Source organism: Pseudenhygromyxa sp. WMMC2535 (assembly GCF_011083025.2).
The window spans coordinates 6187268-6203062 of record NZ_JABJWV010000001.1 but is presented as its reverse complement, the minus strand read 5'-3'; the positions used below and the strand labels follow the sequence as shown (position 1 = coordinate 6203062).

The window sequence follows — 15795 nt, the reverse complement described above, 5'->3', positions numbered from 1 at the left end:
ATGCTGCTAGACTGTTCACGGTCAGCTGGTCATTGGAGGCCCCCCAATGCGCTTTGAAACATCACCCATCGTTCGCCACGTCGACGGCGAATTCGAGTTCGTCATCGACCTCACCCACTTCCCCCTGGTCGTCACGACATGGTTCTCGGGGCTCAGCGTCCCGCTCTTCGACCGCTACGAGCAGTGGTTCACGAAGTTCATCGCCACCTGCCGCGCCCGAGAGCAGCGCGTGGTCATCCTCGAGGACGCGACCCACATGGGCCGCCCCTCCCCGGCCGTGCGCGCGCGCATCGCGAAGCTCGACCGCCCCGACGACGTGATCATCGATCGCGTGGTCGTCGTGCAGTCGCCTGCCGTGCGCGGCGCGATCACGGCCCTGTCCTGGGTCACCGGCGCCCAGGTGCTGACCGTCAGGGACGTCCCCGCGGGAGTCGCCAAGTGTAAGGAGCTCCTGCAGGCTCACGACATCGACGCCCACTTCGACGTCGAGACTTACCGCGCGCCGGACCGCTCCTCGCCACACAACCTGCGCGCGGCCGTGCTCGACGACTGAGCGTCCAACCGCCCAAGCGCGCCGCGACACCCCGTCACCTGCGGGATCGAGTCGCGCGTGGGCGCGGGTTTGGCCAGGCGCAGCCATCGCATACACTTCGGCGATGCTCAGCGCCGACGAGGTCGCCAAAGTCGTCTCGGAGGTCACGGGCCGGATCATCGACGAGGTCGGTGATCGGGCGCGTCCTTCGACCGGGACCGGGGCTCGCTCCCTGGCCGAGCAGCTCAACGAGACGCTGTGGTGGGAGCAAGACCGCCTCGCCGGAGCGGAGCACGAAGACGACGACATCATCGCGGATCGCGCCTTTTACACGGAGATCCGCCGGGCCCTGCCGCGGGTGTCCGAGGCCGAGCAGCTGCGCCTGCTCGAGCGCGTGGTCCACCGCTACGCCAGCGAGATCTCCGGCAACTTCAACCCCGCCGTCTACAAGCTCGCCGCGCAGGTCGGCCCGCCCATGCTCAGCGCCCTGCTCACGGGGCTCTCGCCCCGGCGCCTGCTCGACCGCGAGTCCGTCACCCGCCTCGACCAGCACCTGCTGATCGAGGGCAAGGTCGCCAGCCTGCGCCGGCTGCACGAGCGCGGGACCTTGATCGTGACCCCGACCCACAGCTCGAACCTCGACTCGCTGGTGCTCGGCTTTGCGATCCTCGAGCTCGGGCTGCCGCCGCTGACCTACGGCGCGGGGCTGAACTTGTTCCTCAACCCGATCATCGGCCGCTTCATGCACAACCTCGGGGCCTACACGGTCGATCGCCGCAAGCTCGACCCGCTCTACAAGCGCACGCTCAAGGAGTACGCCACGGTCTGCCTCGAGTTCGGCCACGACAGCATGTTCTTCCCCGGGGGCGCGCGCAGCCGCTCCGGGGCCGTCGAGCGCGGGCTCAAGAAGGGCCTGCTCGGCTGCTCGCTCGCGGCCTACCGCAACAACCTGCTCCGCAAGCGCGAGCGCGGCGGGGTCTATATCGTGCCCTGCACGATCAGCTATCCGCTCGTGCTCGAGGCCTCCACCTTGGTCGACGACTGGCTCGCCGAGGCCGGCAAGTCGCGCTACATCATCGTCGACGACGAGTTCTCGCGCTGGGAGCGGTGGCTCGAGTTCATGCGCGGGCTCTTCGCCCTCGACCTCAAGATCCACATCCGCTTCGGCCAGGCCCTCGATCCCTTCGGCAACCCGGTCGACGACGAGGGTAACTCCCTCGATCCCCGCGGCCGGGTGATCGACCCGCGCGGCTACCTCGAGGTCGACGGCGAGCTCGTCGAGGATCCCGATCGCGACGCCGAGTACACCCGCTCGCTCGAGACCAGCATCGTCGAGGAGTTCGAGCGCGAGAACGTGATCCACTCGACCCACGTGCTCGCCTTCGCCTGCTTCGAGCTGCTGTGGCGCCGCCGCGGCTCGGACAGCCTCTATCGCTTCTTGCGCACCGTCGGCCCCGAGCACAGCCTGGCCCTGCCCGAGGTCGAAGATCAGCTCGAGCGCTGCCTCGAGACCCTGCGCGAGTGGGCGCGAGACGATCGCGTCCGCCTGTCCGAGGTCATGCTCGACGGCGACGTCCGCGAGGTCGTCCGCGCCGCCCTGCGCAGCTTCGGCACTTACCACGCCCGCCCGGTCGTCCAGCGCCGCGGGGTCCGTCTGCACGTCGGCGACGTCAACTTGCTCTTCTATTATCGCAACCGCCTCGACGGCTACGGGCTGTGCGGCGCAGAGACCTTCGTTGGAGAGGGAGGCAAGCATGCCTACTGAGCCATCCACACCGCACCACCTGCACCTGCCCTCGCCCCGCGTCTCGGTGCTCGGCGCCGGCAACTGGGGCACGACCATCGCCCACCTGATCGGTCAAAACGGCCACCGCGTGCTGCTGTGGGCGCGCTCGACCGAGATCGCCGACGAGATCAATCAGGATCGCCAAAACTCGCGCTACCTCGACGGCCTGCGCCTGTCGAACAAGATCGAGGCGACCACCGACCTCGAGCAGGCCGTGAGCGAGGCCGAGCTGCTGCTCCTGGTCATCCCCTCTCAGGCCTTCCGCTCGGTCTGCCAGCAGATCGGGCCGATGGTCCGGCCGAGCCAGCTCGCCGTGCACGCGACCAAGGGCCTCGAGCTCTCGACCCACATGCGGATGACCGAGATCATCCGCGCCGAGACCTGCCTGCGCCAGATCGGCGTGCTGTCCGGGCCCAACATCGCCCGCGAGCTGGTCGAGGGCAAGCCCGCGGGCACCGTGCTCGCCTCGCGCTTCCCCCGGGTCATCCACGTCGCCCGCGAGGTCCTGCGCAGCGATCAGCTGCGGGTCTACGCCAACGCCGACGTGCTCGGCGTCGAGCTCGGGGGCACGCTCAAGAACATCATCGCCATCGCCGCTGGCATGGCCACGCAGATGGAGCTGGGCGAGAACGCCAAGTCCTTGCTGATCACTCGCGGGCTGTCGGAGATCGCCCGGATCGGCGTGGCCATGGGCGCCGACCCGCTGACCTTCTCGGGCCTCGCGGGGATCGGCGATCTCATGGTCACCTGCGCCAGCCCGCTGAGCCGCAACCACCGCGTGGGCGCGGCCCTGGCCCGGGGCATGAGCCTCGAGGAGGCCATCGACTCGCTCGGCATGGTCGCCGAGGGCGTCAAGGCGGCGAAGATCGCCCACGAGATCGCGACCGCCATGAACCTGCGCGCGCCCTTGATGCACGGTGTCTACCGCGTGCTCCACGAGGGCCTCGATCCCAAGCAGGGCCTGCGCGAGCTCATGGGCGGCGCGGTCCGAGACGACATCGAGCCGCTGCTGGTCCGCGCCGCGGGCGAGAGCTGAGACTCTGAGCCGCGCCCATGTCCACGCCCGCACCTTCCCCATGCGCGAGCCAGCGCCACGAGCACGCCGACGCGCTCGCGCTGCGCTCGATGAAGGAGTGAACGCCCGCGATGGACCGACGTGACACGAGCGAGCTGGAGCTCGACGCGAACGAGCCCGACGCGAACGAGCTGACCGACACGCGAGGAGCCGACGCGCCCCAACCCGACGAGCGAGCGCTCGACGCGGACGAGGTCGACGCGGACGAGCAGACCAACGAGCTCGACGAGCTCACCATCCCAGACGAGATCCCGCGCGCCGACGCCCTCGCCGCCGACTTCTTCGAGCTGCGCCTGTCCATGGACATGGAGGCCAATCGGCTCGAGAACGAGATCGCCAACCAGATCTTCGGCTTCGCCCCGCAGCCCACCCGCCTGGGTCGCTACACCATCCTCGAGCGCCTCGGCGAGGGTGGCATGGGCGTGGTCTACAGCGCCTACGACCCCCAGCTCGACCGCCGCGTCGCGCTCAAGCTCCTGCGTCAGCGCGGACAAAGCGAGCGCGACCGCCAGCGTCTGCGTCGCGAGGCCCTCGCCCTCGCCCGCGTCAATCACCCCAACGTCGTCACCGTCCACGAGGTCACCGAGATCGACGAGCAGCTCGTCGTGGCCATGGAGTTCGTCGTCGGCTCGACCCTCGCGGCGTGGATCGAAGACTCCCCCCGGGGCTGGCGCGAGATCCTCGAGGTCTACCGACAAGCGGCCCGCGGGCTCGTGGCGGCGCACGAGGCAGGCCTGGTCCACCGCGACTTCAAGCCCGCCAACGCCATCTACGGCGAAGACGGGCGCGTCCGCGTCGTCGATTTTGGCCTCGCCCGATCTCAGCGCGAGGTCGTCCTCGACGACCACGGCGAGGATCCGCCCGCGCCCGCCAATCTGCCCGAGTATCCCGAAGGTCTCGTCCCGCGCACCCAGGATCTCGACGTCCCCTTCTCGGCCTCCACCCTCCCCAGGGCCAAGTCAGCGCCCTTGCCCACGCAGCTCACCCGCCCGGGCGCGATCGCCGGTACCCCGGCTTATATGTCTCCCGAGCAGTGCCAGGGCGCGCCCCTCGGCCCGGCCAGCGATCAGTTCAGCTACTGCGTGTCACTCTACGAGGCCCTCTACGGCGCCCGCCCCTTCGCTGGCCGCTCGCTCGGCGAGCTCAGCGAGCAGATGCTCGCCGGGGACCTCCGCGAGCCGCCCCGCAGCGCCCGCGTGCCCAGCTGGATCTTCGCCGTGCTCCGCCGCGGCCTCGCCACGGATCCCGGCGCGCGCTACCCCTCGATGGACGCGCTGCTCGCCGAGCTCGACCGCGACCCCGTCCGCCGCCGCCGCCGCTGGCTCGTGGGCGTGGGCCTCGTGGCCCTCGCGGGGCTCAGCGGCGCCATGCTCAGCACCCTCGGGGATCGAGACGCCGCGGTCTGCGAGGGTGGCGAGGCTCAGATCGCCAGCGTCTGGGATGAGGCGCGCAACGAGGCGCTGAGTCAGCACTTGCTCGGCCTCGACCTCAGCTACGCGCCGACCATGACCCAGACCATCGTCGAGACCCTCGACGACTACGCCGCGCGCTGGGTCGAGATGCATCGCGAGGCCTGCCAGGTCCACTTGCGCGCCGAGCAGTCGGACCAGCTCTACGACAAGCGCCTGGCCTGCCTCGCGCGCAGCAAGGCCGCCCTCGGGGGTGCAGTCGAGGTGCTCACCGACGCCGACGAGACGCTCCTGAGCCGCGCGAACGACGTACTACGGACGCTCCCTCCCCTTCAGCGCTGCGCGGACGTCGAGGCACTCGAGGCCGAACACCCGCCGCCCAGCGATCCCGAGCTCGCCAGGCAGGTCGCCGAGGCCCGCGAGGAGCTCGCGCGCATCCAGGCGCTGGCCGCCGCTGGCAAGTTCGAGGCGGATCCGGAGTCCGAGGCCCTGCTCGAGCGCGCGCGTGCGCTGGGCTTCGAGCCGCTCATCGCCGAGGTGATGCTTCTGCGTGCCAAGACTCTCGTCGGCCTGAGCATCTCCTTCAAGGACGCCTCGATTTTGCTGCGCGAGGCCGCGCACCTCGCCCTGGCCAACGGCGACAACGCCGTCGCAGCCGAGGCGATGATCCAACGCATCTACACGGAGACCCAGCTTGGAGGGCGCTCGTTCTCCGAAGCGGAAGACTACGCGCTCATCCGTGCGTTGCTGCGCAGCACCCCCAACCCCGAGCCCCTGCGCGCGATGCTGGCGAACAACTCCGGCTCCGTGGCCATGTCACAGCAAGACTATGAAAAGGCGCGCCAATACTACGAGCGCGCCCTCGAGAGCATGGAGAACGCCCCCTCGACGACGCAGCTCGACATGCTGCGCATTCGAACCAGCCTCGCGTTCCTCGATCCAGATCCCAAGACACAAGTCGCCGAATTCGAACGAATCACGGCCAGCTATCAGGAGCTGCTCGGGCCCACACACCCCAAGAGCCTCGAAAGCGCGGTGACCTTGGGGCACATCCATGACGATCCCCTCGCCGGAATCGCACTGTTGCGCGAGACCTGTCCTCGGCTGGCTGAGAACGAGGACAAACAAGAGTCTTCCAGCGCAGACTTGTGTTACTACTCACTCGCTACAGTTGAAGAAATCACGGGCGAACCAGATCGCGCGCTGACAGACTTCGTCCGTTCGGTTGAGTTGATGGGTGAGATTGATCCGAGCCCAATTTTTCAGCTCAACTACGCATCGGCCCAGGGATCTGTACTCATGCTCCGTGGAGAGTACAACGACGCCATCGAGTTGCTCGCGAACACGCGCGACTTCGTGTTGGCGTCCGAGGACGCTCCCTCGTGGCTGAAACCTCGAATTGCCGACACGCGCTTGCTGCTTGGACGAACGCTGCTCGCAGCGGGGCAATACACCGCAGCCATCGAAGAGCTCCGAGCATCGCTCGAAGCCTTCAATTCGTTGGCGAAGGCCCCCGATCATGAGTTCATGGCCATGCGCATCGCCCAGACGAAGCGCTATCTGGCGACTGCGCTGATCGAGACCTGTGACGCCTCTGCGGCGATGAACGTCGAGCTCGATGAGCTCGATGAGCTCGATGAGATCGATGAGCTGCTCATTTCCGCGCACACTTGGTTCCGCGGTCATGGTCCAGGTTACGTCGAACAGGCTCGAGCGCTCAACGCGCTTCGACGCGATTTCGACGCCAAGTGCTCACGCTGAGTCACGCTAGCTAGTGTGCGCGCCAGAGGACTTGAAGGGCCCCAGGCTTGGAGCACCGGCCGCTGACTTCGTTGCTCGTCAGTCATTTGTGCCCGACAGACTCCCTCCTCGCGCCTCGTCAGCAACCGGCGGTCCGGCGCCTGAGACCCTTCAAGTCCTCTGGCGCGCACACTAGTGTACGATCCAGAGGATCGGAAGGGGGATCGACATCGAGTCCCGATGGTGATCTACTGGCCGGGTGACGACGCCAATCTCCGTCGACCTCCGCGCCCGGATCGCCGAAGCCATCGAAGCTGGCGAAGAAAGTCAGCCCCTCATCGCCGAGCGCTTCTCCGTCTCGGTCACCACCGTCGAACGCATCTCGCGGAAGCTGCGCCAAGGCGAGAGCTTGGTGCCGAAGAGTCCACCTGGCCGGACGCCCAAGTTGAAGGAGCGCCACCTCCTGTGGATTCGTGGCGAGATGGAGAAGGACCCCTACCTCGGCTCCTACCACCTCTCGGCGCGCTTCAATCGACGATTTCCCAAGAACCGGGTCCATCGCTCGACGATCCTCCGGGCGCTTCACCAACTTGGCCTCAGCTTCAAAAAAAACTCCCTACGCTCCCCAGCGGGACCGAGCTGACGTCGCCGAGGAGCGCGCCCAGTTTCGGTTGCGACAGCGGCGACTCGACATCGGACGTCTCGTCTTCGTGGACGAATCGGGCACGCATCCAGGGATTGGTCCGCGCCGGGGCTGGTCCCCACGCGGCGAGCCGCTCTACGGACCGCACGAGCCCTATTCCCGCGGTCGCCACGTCTCGATGATCGCGGCCTTGCGCGTCGACGGCATCAGCGCCTTGATGACGACCGATGGCGGGGTCAAGACCGCTGACTTTCTGCGCTTCGTCCGACAGCGCCTGGCACCCACGCTCGAGCCGGGCGACATCGTTTGCTGGGATAACATCAACATGCACAAGAATGCAGAGGTCGTGGCTGCGGTGCTCGAGACGGGTGCGAAGGTCGTCCGCTTGCCCCGGTACAGTCCCGACTTCAACCCGATCGAGGCCGCTTGGGCGAAGGTCAAAGCTTGGATACGCCGAGCGATGCCCACGACCGTCAGCGAGCTCAAGAAGGCGATGCGTAGGTCCCTGCGTCGGATCCGAGCCTCGGACGCACTCGGCTGGCTCAAGTACTGCGGATATCGCCTTCCGTGATTCTGATCCGTACACTAGTGCGCTCCTCTGGGGCGCGCACACTAGACGCGACGCGATGCGGCTCGTCAGCCTGCGTATGGACGCGCAGGTTGATGAGCTGCGTCGCGCAAACATGCGCAAGCGACGACAAATTGTCGGCTTAGAAATATTTTTTGTTCTCGAGTGATCTTCGCAGGCTGAACCACCACTATCCATTCGCGGCGCATCTTCGCTACACACTGCGCCGAGAAAACTAAAGAGGTAAAGAAATGGCGACGTCGATGACGACACACAATCGCAATTCAACTCTAATTATCATTGCAGCCACACTATCATGGATCCACCTCGACATTCCCGAGAGCAATCGGAACGTTGAGGGAGGAACACTCTGCCCCGCCTGGGTCTGCGGCCCCCAGCCCCTGTCCGAGAGCATCGACAAAGACCGGCCTAGACGCCCCCGTAGCGCCCTCTGAGGGCTAGCAGCCCAAAAACACAACATCGCCCCCTGAGCACAAAATGTGTTCAGGGGGCGATGTCTTGGTGCGGCCACACATTTACGACATATCGATCGATAAAAGTGTGAAAGGTTGTCTAGTGTGCGCGCCAGAGGACTTGAAGGGTCTCAGGCGCCGGACCGCCGGTTGCTGACGAGGCGCGAGGAGGGAGTTTGTCGGGCACAAATGACTGACGAGCAACGAAGTCAGCGGCCGGTGCTCCAAGCCTGGGGCCCTTCAAGTCCTCTGGCGCGCACACTAGCCTGGCGAGTTCAATCGCCAGCACATGAAACGCGCACACATTTGCGGACGCAAAAAAACACCATCGATGCTCCACAGTTGTGTAAGCTCGATGCATGCTCAGCGTCGCCATTCATCTGTCCTCGTCCATGCTGATCACCCCTCCAACACCTCTCGCGCCGCGGGATGAAGGAGTCTCGGACACGACCTCCCAGCCCGAATTCGTCGCGGACATGCCGGACCCCCTGGATCCCCAGTGGATCCCCTCCGAAGTCCCGCCACCGCCACCACCAACACCGAGAGCACCAACCTCGCCTGCGCACTTCGCTACATCGGAGGCCGACATCGCGTCACCAACCTCGCCTCCCAATGAACGCCCTGCCCACGGCCACCGCCTGCAGATCGCGGGCGCCGTGTTTGGCGGCGTGGGCCTGCTCGGCCTGGGCGTCAGCGCCTACCTCTACCAAGTCTCTCTCGGGACCAAGGACGAGCTCACCTCCGAGCGCTTCGTCGCCGACCCCAATTCCCCCGAGGACGCGGCCCACCTCGCCGAGCTCGAGGCGAGGCTCGCGGACCAGCGCCAGACCCTGGCCATCGTCGCGGGGATCGGCGGATCCTCGCTCGTGATCGGCTGCATCTTGCTGATCACGGGCGGCGTCGCCAGGCGTAGCGCGAGCGCAGCCGCGACTACGACGGGCGTCACGACTCGACTCGCGCCGGGGCCCGGCCAGCTCGGCCTCGCCCTCGAAGGGAGGTTTTGACCATGACCGCGCTGACCGCCTCGCTGCTCTCCTTGCTGCTCTTTCAACCCGCCGACTCGGCCGATGGCCCCTGCCCGCCCGGCGCCAGCGCCAGCGGCTATCCGCCCCCCGACGGCCACGGCTGGACCTGCGTCATCACCGACGAAGGCGGCGCCCAGCTACGCCACGGCTGGAGCGTGGACTACTGGCCCGACGGGACCATGAAGCGCGCCTGCGAGTACGACCACGATCGCCTGCACGGCCGCTGCTCACAGTGGAACGCGGGCGGCGAGCTCACCCAGCGCGGGATGTACGAGGACGACCAGCGCGTCGGCCACTGGTGGTTTTGGAGCTTCGCGGAGGTGTTCAGCGATGCCGATGGCGCCGTCGCGCGGGCCTCGACCGAGGAGATTGCGGCCGAGCTGGGCGCCGACGAGGGCGACGCCCCCGGCCTCGCTCAGCATGTCCTCACCGCCGTATTCGACGACCAGCTCGACATCCGCGCAGCCGCGCAGCTGTGCGCCCCGGGCCTGTGCGTGAGCGCGGCGACCGTCGATGGCCGCCAGGTCCTCGCGGTCCAGATCCATCCGCCCGAGGACAAGGTCGAGCGCAGCGCGTCGGCCCTCGCTCGAGCCTCACGAGCCGCCGCCGCCGCCAAGCAGCTCATCGAGCGCGCCAGGCGAAGGCGCGAGCGCGCCGAGAAGAAGGCCGAGGCCAACTACCAGAGCAAGGTCCACGGCTGGAGCGGCGTGCACCTCCAGTGCGTGGACGGCTCCTACTCTCCCAGCTGTACCTGCGGCAGCGAGCGCCCGGGCTGCTGCTCGCACCACGGGGGCGTCGCCGGCTGCCCCCGCGACTACCCCGAGCTGCCCGAGCCCGACACCAGCCCGCTGGTCCCCAACGACTTCGCGGGCGGCTCGCAGTGATCCCTGCGTCGGCGCCCGAGCGCCCGCGCCTCGCGGCTCACAGCCAGTCGATGAACTCGCTGAGCTGCTCCCCGTGCTCGTAGACCAGGCCCGTCATATGCGGCCCGATCGAGTTGGTCTCCTCGTAGTGGTCGCCCTCGGCCTCGCTGATGTAGGCCGGGAAGCCGAGCACGAAGTCGTACTCCGGGATGATGTAGCCGAGCTCGTCGTTGCCCAGGCCGATCACCCAGGTGTAGGGGCTGGCGATGATGTCCTTGAGGTAGGGGCCCTCGGGCGCCTGGCTGAGGTCCGGCGGGTTGGTGTTGTTGGGGTCGATGAGCTCGACCTCGCTCGTGAACATCTGCGAGCCGTCGTAGCCGCCCACGGCCAGCTCCGGGAGCAGCTCGCCGGGCACGCTGAGCATGCGCAGCGGGCCGAGCTCGATCACCCCCATCTCGCTGCGCACGTACTGCTTGCCGCCCTCGTCCTCGACGACCTCGCGCTCGAGCACGCCGGTGATGAAGAGCAGGCGGAAGCCCTCGTTGACGACCTCGACCAGGAAGGACTGGGTCGCAAACTGGAGCTGCGGATCCTCGATGACCTCGCCGTTTTGGAGCGCGTCGAGGGCGACCTCGCCGACCAGCTGGCCGATGGCGTCGGCCTTCTCGAACTGGCCGGTGCTCCACACGTCGCCGTCGGGGGTCGCGGTGTCGATGCCCAGGGGCGTCATCATCCCGCCCAGGGCCCCGCTGAGGAAGACCGCGCTGCCGCCCAGGCCGGCCTTGCCCTCGGCGCTCGTCCAGGTCGAGCCCTGCTCCACGGTCCGGCGCAGGGCGTGGACGTAGTCGGCGGAGTAGAGCGTGTTCTCGTCGGCCAGGCTCTCGGGGTGGCTGGCGTAGTTGATCAGCGTGGCGATGGTCTCGCCCTCCGTGTCGGCGAGGTGGAGCACGTCGACGGCCTCGTCGATCACGAAGGGGTCGCGCTTGTCGTTGTTGACGTTGCGGATGCCCTTGTCGGCGTCGCCCAGGTTGGCCGTGGACGCGTCGCCGCGGCCCACGGTCATCGTCCCGACCTCGCGCAGGCCCGCGGTGGCCTCGGTCACGGCCGCGGCGATGGTCGTGCGGACCTGGGCGCGGTAGTCCGCGTCGAAGCCGCTGACGCCGATGCTCTCGCCCCACATGCCCATGGTGTCCGGGCCCTCGTGGTCGTGGATCGAGCTGACCAGCAGCCAGTCGATGTCCTGGTCGGCGACGAGCTCGGCCACGGCCTTCACCTCGTCGTAGAAGTAGCCGATCGTGTCGATCGAGACGATCGCCACCCGGGTGTTGCCCTGGTCGAGGACCACGGCGCGGCACCAGATCCCGTCGCCCTCGCCGACCAGGCCGAGCTCGGCCCCGCGCACCCCCGAGGCCGGGCGGTTGTTCTGAAAGCCGGCCAGCCACGCGCGCTGGAACACGCCGTCCCCCTCGCCCTCGTCGGGCCCCTGATAGCCGACGTCGGCGGGGCACAGGCGGTCGCAGCCGCAGTCATCGAAGTCGTCCTCGCCCTCGTCGTAGTCGCCGTTTTGCGCGACGTCGGTCCAGCTCTCGAAGCACTCGGGGACCATGTCGAGCACGGCCACGCCGGCGCGCAGCGGGGCGCCCTCGACCTCGTCGCACGCCCCCGAGGGCCCGCCGGGGCACCAGCTCTCGGGCAGCTCGCCCTCGAAGGGGGGATCCCCGGTCTCGCTGTCTTCGGAGCCGGCGCTGGTCTCCGCGCCGGTCCCCTGCTCCGTGCCCGTATCCGCCCCCGTGCCCGCGCTGGTCTCGACCTCGTCGGCCCCGCTCTCCTCGCTCGGATCCCCGCCGCCAGCGTCGTCGCTACAGCCCGCGATCAGCCAGGGCGAGGCGAGCAGCCCGATCAGGGTGGAGCGGACGAAATTGACGCGCGAGCGGGCAAGCGAAGACATGCCCGCAGTCTCGCACATCAGCCCGCAGGTGGGGAGACGAGGCCGTCGAAGAGCGCACCGGTGAACGACCTGCCCTCGTGCTCGAGCAACCATCGCTTGGCCGCGAGCCCACCAGCGTAGCCAGTCAGAGATCCGTCAGCGCCGATGACCCGGTGGCAGGGCACGACGATCGAGATCGGGTTGCGGCCGTTCGCGGCTCCGATCGCCCGGCTCGCCGTCGGTCGCCCCAAGCTCGCCGCGAGCTCGCCGTAGCTGCGAGTCTCGCCAAAGGGGATGGTCTCGAGGGCCGCCCAGACCTCGCGCTGGAAGCTGGTCCCGGCGGGCGCCAGGGGGAGCTCGAAGCGCCGGCGTCGGCCCGCGAAGTAGGCCTCGAGCTGGTCCGCCGCCGCGGCCAGGCAACCACGGCGGCTACCCGGGGCGCTCGCCAGCGGCTCGAACCCGGGCAGGAGGATCGCCGTGATCGCGGTCTGACTTGCGACGATGCGCAGGTCGCCGAGCGGAGAGGAGATGTCGAGGTGAAGCAGCGCTTGGGTCATGGTTCGATCCCGGTCCACAGGTGCTGAGCCGCGTAGGCGCGAAAGGGTCGCCAGCCCTCGGCCCGGGCCACGATGGCGGCGGGCGAGCTGGCCGCGGGGAAGGCTCGACGCAGGGCGCCGTCGCTGGCAGGGAAGGCGTCGGGGAGATGCAGGACCCGCAGCGCTGCATAGTCGCAGGTCCATGGCCCGACGCCTCGCAGCGCCGCGAGCCGCTCGAGCGAGCCCTCGGCGTCACAGCTCTCGAAGCGCAGCGAGCCCTCCGCCCACGCCTGGGCGAGCGCGCGCAGCAGCGTCGCTCGGGCCCGAGGCATGCCGACGGCCGCGAGCGCGTCGATCGACGTCGCGGCGATCTTCGCCGGCGAGGGGAACACCCGAGACAGCGCGCAGCTGGCCGCGTCGACCTCCCCGCCCGCGAGGCCGACCTCCTCGGCGACGTGGCGATCCCCCAGGCGCTCGACCAGCCGCGCGCCCAGGGTCCGCGCAGCGACCACGGAGATCTGCTGGCCGAGGACCGTGCGCACCAGGCCCTCGAAGACGTCGAAGCTGCCCGCCACGCGCAGCCCCGGACGGCGGGTCACCAGCGCGCGCAGCATGGGGTCTCGCGCCAGGTGCGAGTCGATCACCGTCGGCTCCGCGTCGAGGTCGAAGAGCCGGCGCAGACGCTGCACCAGCGTCGCGAGGATCGGCGCCAGGCTCGGGCTCAGGGCCACGTGCAGGCGCGGCCGCGCGGCGTCGTGTTCGACCCGCAGCTCCCCCACGTGGCCGTCGATGGCGACCAGCCTGCGGTAGCAGCTCGCCTCGACTCGCTCGACCCCTGGGATCGCGCGCGCGCGCAAGAAGGCCAGCAGGCTCGACCAGTCGAAGGGCGGGCGAAGATCGAGGCGCAGGCGCAGCGGCGTGCTCGCGCCCCCGCGCGCCCCGACGAGCTCGCGGCGGATCGCCGAGGGCGGGCGACCGAAGCGCTCGCGGAAGGCCGCGTTGAAGCGCCGCACGCTCGCAAAGCCGCTCGCGAAGGCGACGCTCGTTAGATCGAGATCGCTGTCGTGGAGCAGCTGCTTGGCCGCGGCCAGGCGCCGCGTCGCCGCGAGCTCGAGCGGGCCGACGCCCAGCGCGTCCACCAAGGTCCGACGCAGGTGCCGCGCGCTGACCTCGAGGTCACTGGCCAGATCTTCGACGCTCGCGCCATCGAGGGCGCCCGCGTCGATGCGCGCGAGCGCCTCGGCGACCAGGCGTGGCCGCGCATCGACCGGCGCCCGCCCAGGCGCCAGCTCGGGGCGACAGCGCAGGCACGCTCGAAAGCCCGCCTTCTCGGCAGCCGCTGCGTGGCCATAGAAGCGGCAGCGATCGGCGCGGGGGGTCCGTGCTGGACAGATCGGTCGACAGTAGATGCCAGTCGTCGTGACCGCGACGAAGAACAGCCCGTCGAAGCGAGGATCCCTCGCCCGGAGCGCGGCGTAGCAGCTGTCTGCGTCGAGCACTGGGTGGTCATAGCCCGGCGCCGCGGGCTGGACTAGCCGAAATCGGACCTCACGACGAAATGGTCGCTTCGCCCAGCCCAGCACAGCACAGCACAGCGCGATTGCGCCCCGGCGCCACCCACCAGCACGGTCGAAGAGTATGGCGAGGGAGCACATCGAGCATTGCGCCGCCGCTCCAATTCACGCCACTTTGCGCGTTTCGCCATGAAAAACAATAGAGATACTTCTGGCAATGACAACGCATGGTTCTCGTCGAAATTTTCTGCGCAGCGGCGCCGCCGCCCTCCCCGTGCTCGCCTTCAGCCCCTCGGCCAAGGCCTGGTTGACCTGCCCCGACTCGGCCGAAGACGCCATCGACATCCCCGGCCTCGACGGTGTGATCCTCAGCTCCGCCGAGGACCTCGCCGCCGCGGCCGACGACTGGGGTCACATCGTCAGCAAGACCCCGCTGGCGGTGCTGCTGCCTGCGTCGATCGAGGATGTCCAGGCAGCCGTGGCCTTCTGCAACCAACAGTGCATCAAGGTCGGCCCGATGAGCATGGTCGGCAACAGCCACAGCACCTTGGGCCAGTCCCAGGCCGAGTGCGGCCTGGTCATCGACATCTCCGGGCTCTCGGAGATCCACGAGGTCAGCGACACCGACGTGGTCGTCGACGCCGGCGTGCGCTGGTTCGAGCTCGTCGAGCACACCTTGACCCTGGGCAAGAGCCCGCTGGTGCTCACCGACCACATCGATCTGAGCATCGGCGGCACGCTCTCGGTCGGTGGGATCGGCGGCCAGACCCCGCAGCACGGGCTGCAGACCGACAACGTGCTCGAGCTGTGGGTGGTGACCGCCGACGGCCAGCTGAAGGTCTGCTCGGCCACGCAAAACGAGGCGCTGTTCAACGCCGTGCGCGGCGGCCTCGGGCAGTTTGGGGTGATCGTCAAGGCCCGCATCCCGCTGCGCGACACGGCCCCGCTCGCCCGCCACTACACGGCGACCTACGCCGACGTCGCGACCTTGATCGCCGATCAGATCATGCTCATGAACGAGGGCCGCTTCGACTACGCCGAGGGCTTCGCCACGCCCCAGGCCGACGACAGCTACGTGCTCTCGATCGAGCTCGTCAAGTACTACGACGAGGCCGATCCGCCCGATGACGCGGCGATGCTCGCGGGCCTCGACTACGTCGCCGGCAGCGAGGTCGCCGAGACCATGCCGGTCTACGACTTCTTCAACCGCCTGGCCCCGGTCGTCGCCTACACCCAGTTCACCGGCGAGTGGTACCTCCCCCACCCTCTGGCCGACTTCTTCTTGCCGCTCAGCGAGGCCGCGGATCTGATCGAGGCGACCTTGGCCAACACCCCGGTCGCCGACATCGGCTACGGCCCCGTGCTGATCTACCCCTTCCCCCGGGACAAGATCACCGCGCCCTTCATCCCCATGCCCGACGAGGACACCTGCGTGCTGTTCTCGCTGCTGCGCTGGGCGCCCTCGGCCGACCCCGCCGTGGTCGCGGACCTCCTCGACAAGAACCGCGCCGTCTACGAGGACGTGCGCGACGTCGGCGGCAAGCGCTACTCGATCAGCAGCATCGAGTTCGACCTGCCCGACTGGATCCAGCACTTCGCCCAGCGCTGGCCGAGCTTTCTTCAGCGCAAGCTTCAGTACGACGTGAAGAACACGCTGACGCCGGGCCAGGGCATCTTCCCCTGGTGAGCTGCGGGACTGACACC

Annotated in this window: 12 protein-coding genes; 9 read left to right on the top strand and 3 right to left on the bottom strand. The window is 68.5% G+C overall.

Annotated features, from left to right (window positions below; all coding sequences use genetic code 11):
- Positions 1-46 precede the first annotated feature (46 nt).
- The 8 genes from G6O69_RS23995 to G6O69_RS23960 all read left to right on the top strand — a co-directional run bounded on the left by G6O69_RS23995 (position 47) and on the right by G6O69_RS23960 (position 10135).
- Positions 47-553: a hypothetical protein gene (locus G6O69_RS23995; RefSeq protein ID WP_172305844.1), complete on the top strand. Its 507-nt coding sequence runs from the start codon at positions 47-49 to the stop codon at positions 551-553.
- 103 nt (positions 554-656) lie between these two features.
- Complete coding sequence (locus G6O69_RS23990; RefSeq protein WP_172305843.1) at positions 657-2297, top strand: 1-acyl-sn-glycerol-3-phosphate acyltransferase; 1641 nt, start codon at positions 657-659, stop codon at positions 2295-2297.
- On the top strand, positions 2287-3354 hold the full coding sequence (locus G6O69_RS23985; RefSeq protein WP_172305842.1) for an NAD(P)H-dependent glycerol-3-phosphate dehydrogenase: 1068 nt from the start codon (positions 2287-2289) through the stop codon (positions 3352-3354). Before G6O69_RS23990 ends, G6O69_RS23985 begins: the two co-directional genes overlap by 11 nt.
- A 110-nt stretch (positions 3355-3464) precedes the next feature.
- On the top strand, positions 3465-6563 hold the full coding sequence (locus tag G6O69_RS23980) for a serine/threonine-protein kinase (protein WP_172305841.1): 3099 nt from the start codon (positions 3465-3467) through the stop codon (positions 6561-6563).
- 238 nt (positions 6564-6801) lie between these two features.
- On the top strand, positions 6802-7185 hold the full coding sequence (locus G6O69_RS23975) for a helix-turn-helix domain-containing protein (protein ID WP_172304573.1): 384 nt from the start codon (positions 6802-6804) through the stop codon (positions 7183-7185).
- On the top strand, positions 7133-7756 hold the full coding sequence (locus G6O69_RS23970) for an IS630 family transposase (RefSeq protein ID WP_172304574.1): 624 nt from the start codon (positions 7133-7135) through the stop codon (positions 7754-7756). Before G6O69_RS23975 ends, G6O69_RS23970 begins: the two co-directional genes overlap by 53 nt.
- Before the next feature lie 829 nt (positions 7757-8585).
- Positions 8586-9230, top strand: a complete 645-nt coding sequence (locus tag G6O69_RS23965; RefSeq protein WP_172305840.1) for a hypothetical protein — start codon at positions 8586-8588, stop codon at positions 9228-9230.
- A 2-nt stretch (positions 9231-9232) separates the two neighbouring features.
- Positions 9233-10135 (top strand): hypothetical protein, encoded by a 903-nt coding sequence (locus G6O69_RS23960; protein ID WP_172305839.1) that lies wholly within the window; start codon positions 9233-9235, stop codon positions 10133-10135.
- Positions 10136-10172: 37 nt separating this feature from the next.
- On the opposite strand, the gene G6O69_RS23955 is transcribed toward G6O69_RS23960, so the two are convergent.
- The 3 genes from G6O69_RS23955 to G6O69_RS23945 are packed head-to-tail and all read right to left on the bottom strand — an operon-like array spanning position 10173 to position 14076.
- Entirely contained in the window at positions 10173-12062 is a 1890-nt protein-coding gene (locus G6O69_RS23955) for a neutral/alkaline non-lysosomal ceramidase N-terminal domain-containing protein (protein ID WP_172305838.1), read from the bottom strand.
- 17 nt (positions 12063-12079) lie between these two features.
- The gene (locus tag G6O69_RS23950; RefSeq protein WP_172305837.1) at positions 12080-12598 is read right to left on the bottom strand and encodes a methylated-DNA--[protein]-cysteine S-methyltransferase; all 519 of its coding nucleotides are present in this window, start codon (positions 12596-12598) and stop codon (positions 12080-12082) included.
- Positions 12595-14076, bottom strand: coding sequence for an AlkA N-terminal domain-containing protein (locus tag G6O69_RS23945; RefSeq protein WP_346017079.1), 1482 nt, complete (start codon positions 14074-14076; stop codon positions 12595-12597). Before G6O69_RS23945 ends, G6O69_RS23950 begins: the two co-directional genes overlap by 4 nt.
- 232 nt (positions 14077-14308) lie before the next feature.
- Here G6O69_RS23945 and G6O69_RS23940 point away from each other — a divergent pair, with 232 nt between their 5' ends.
- Positions 14309-15778, top strand: coding sequence for an FAD-binding protein (locus G6O69_RS23940; RefSeq protein WP_172305835.1), 1470 nt, complete (start codon positions 14309-14311; stop codon positions 15776-15778).
- The last annotated feature ends 17 nt before the right edge of the window (positions 15779-15795 follow it).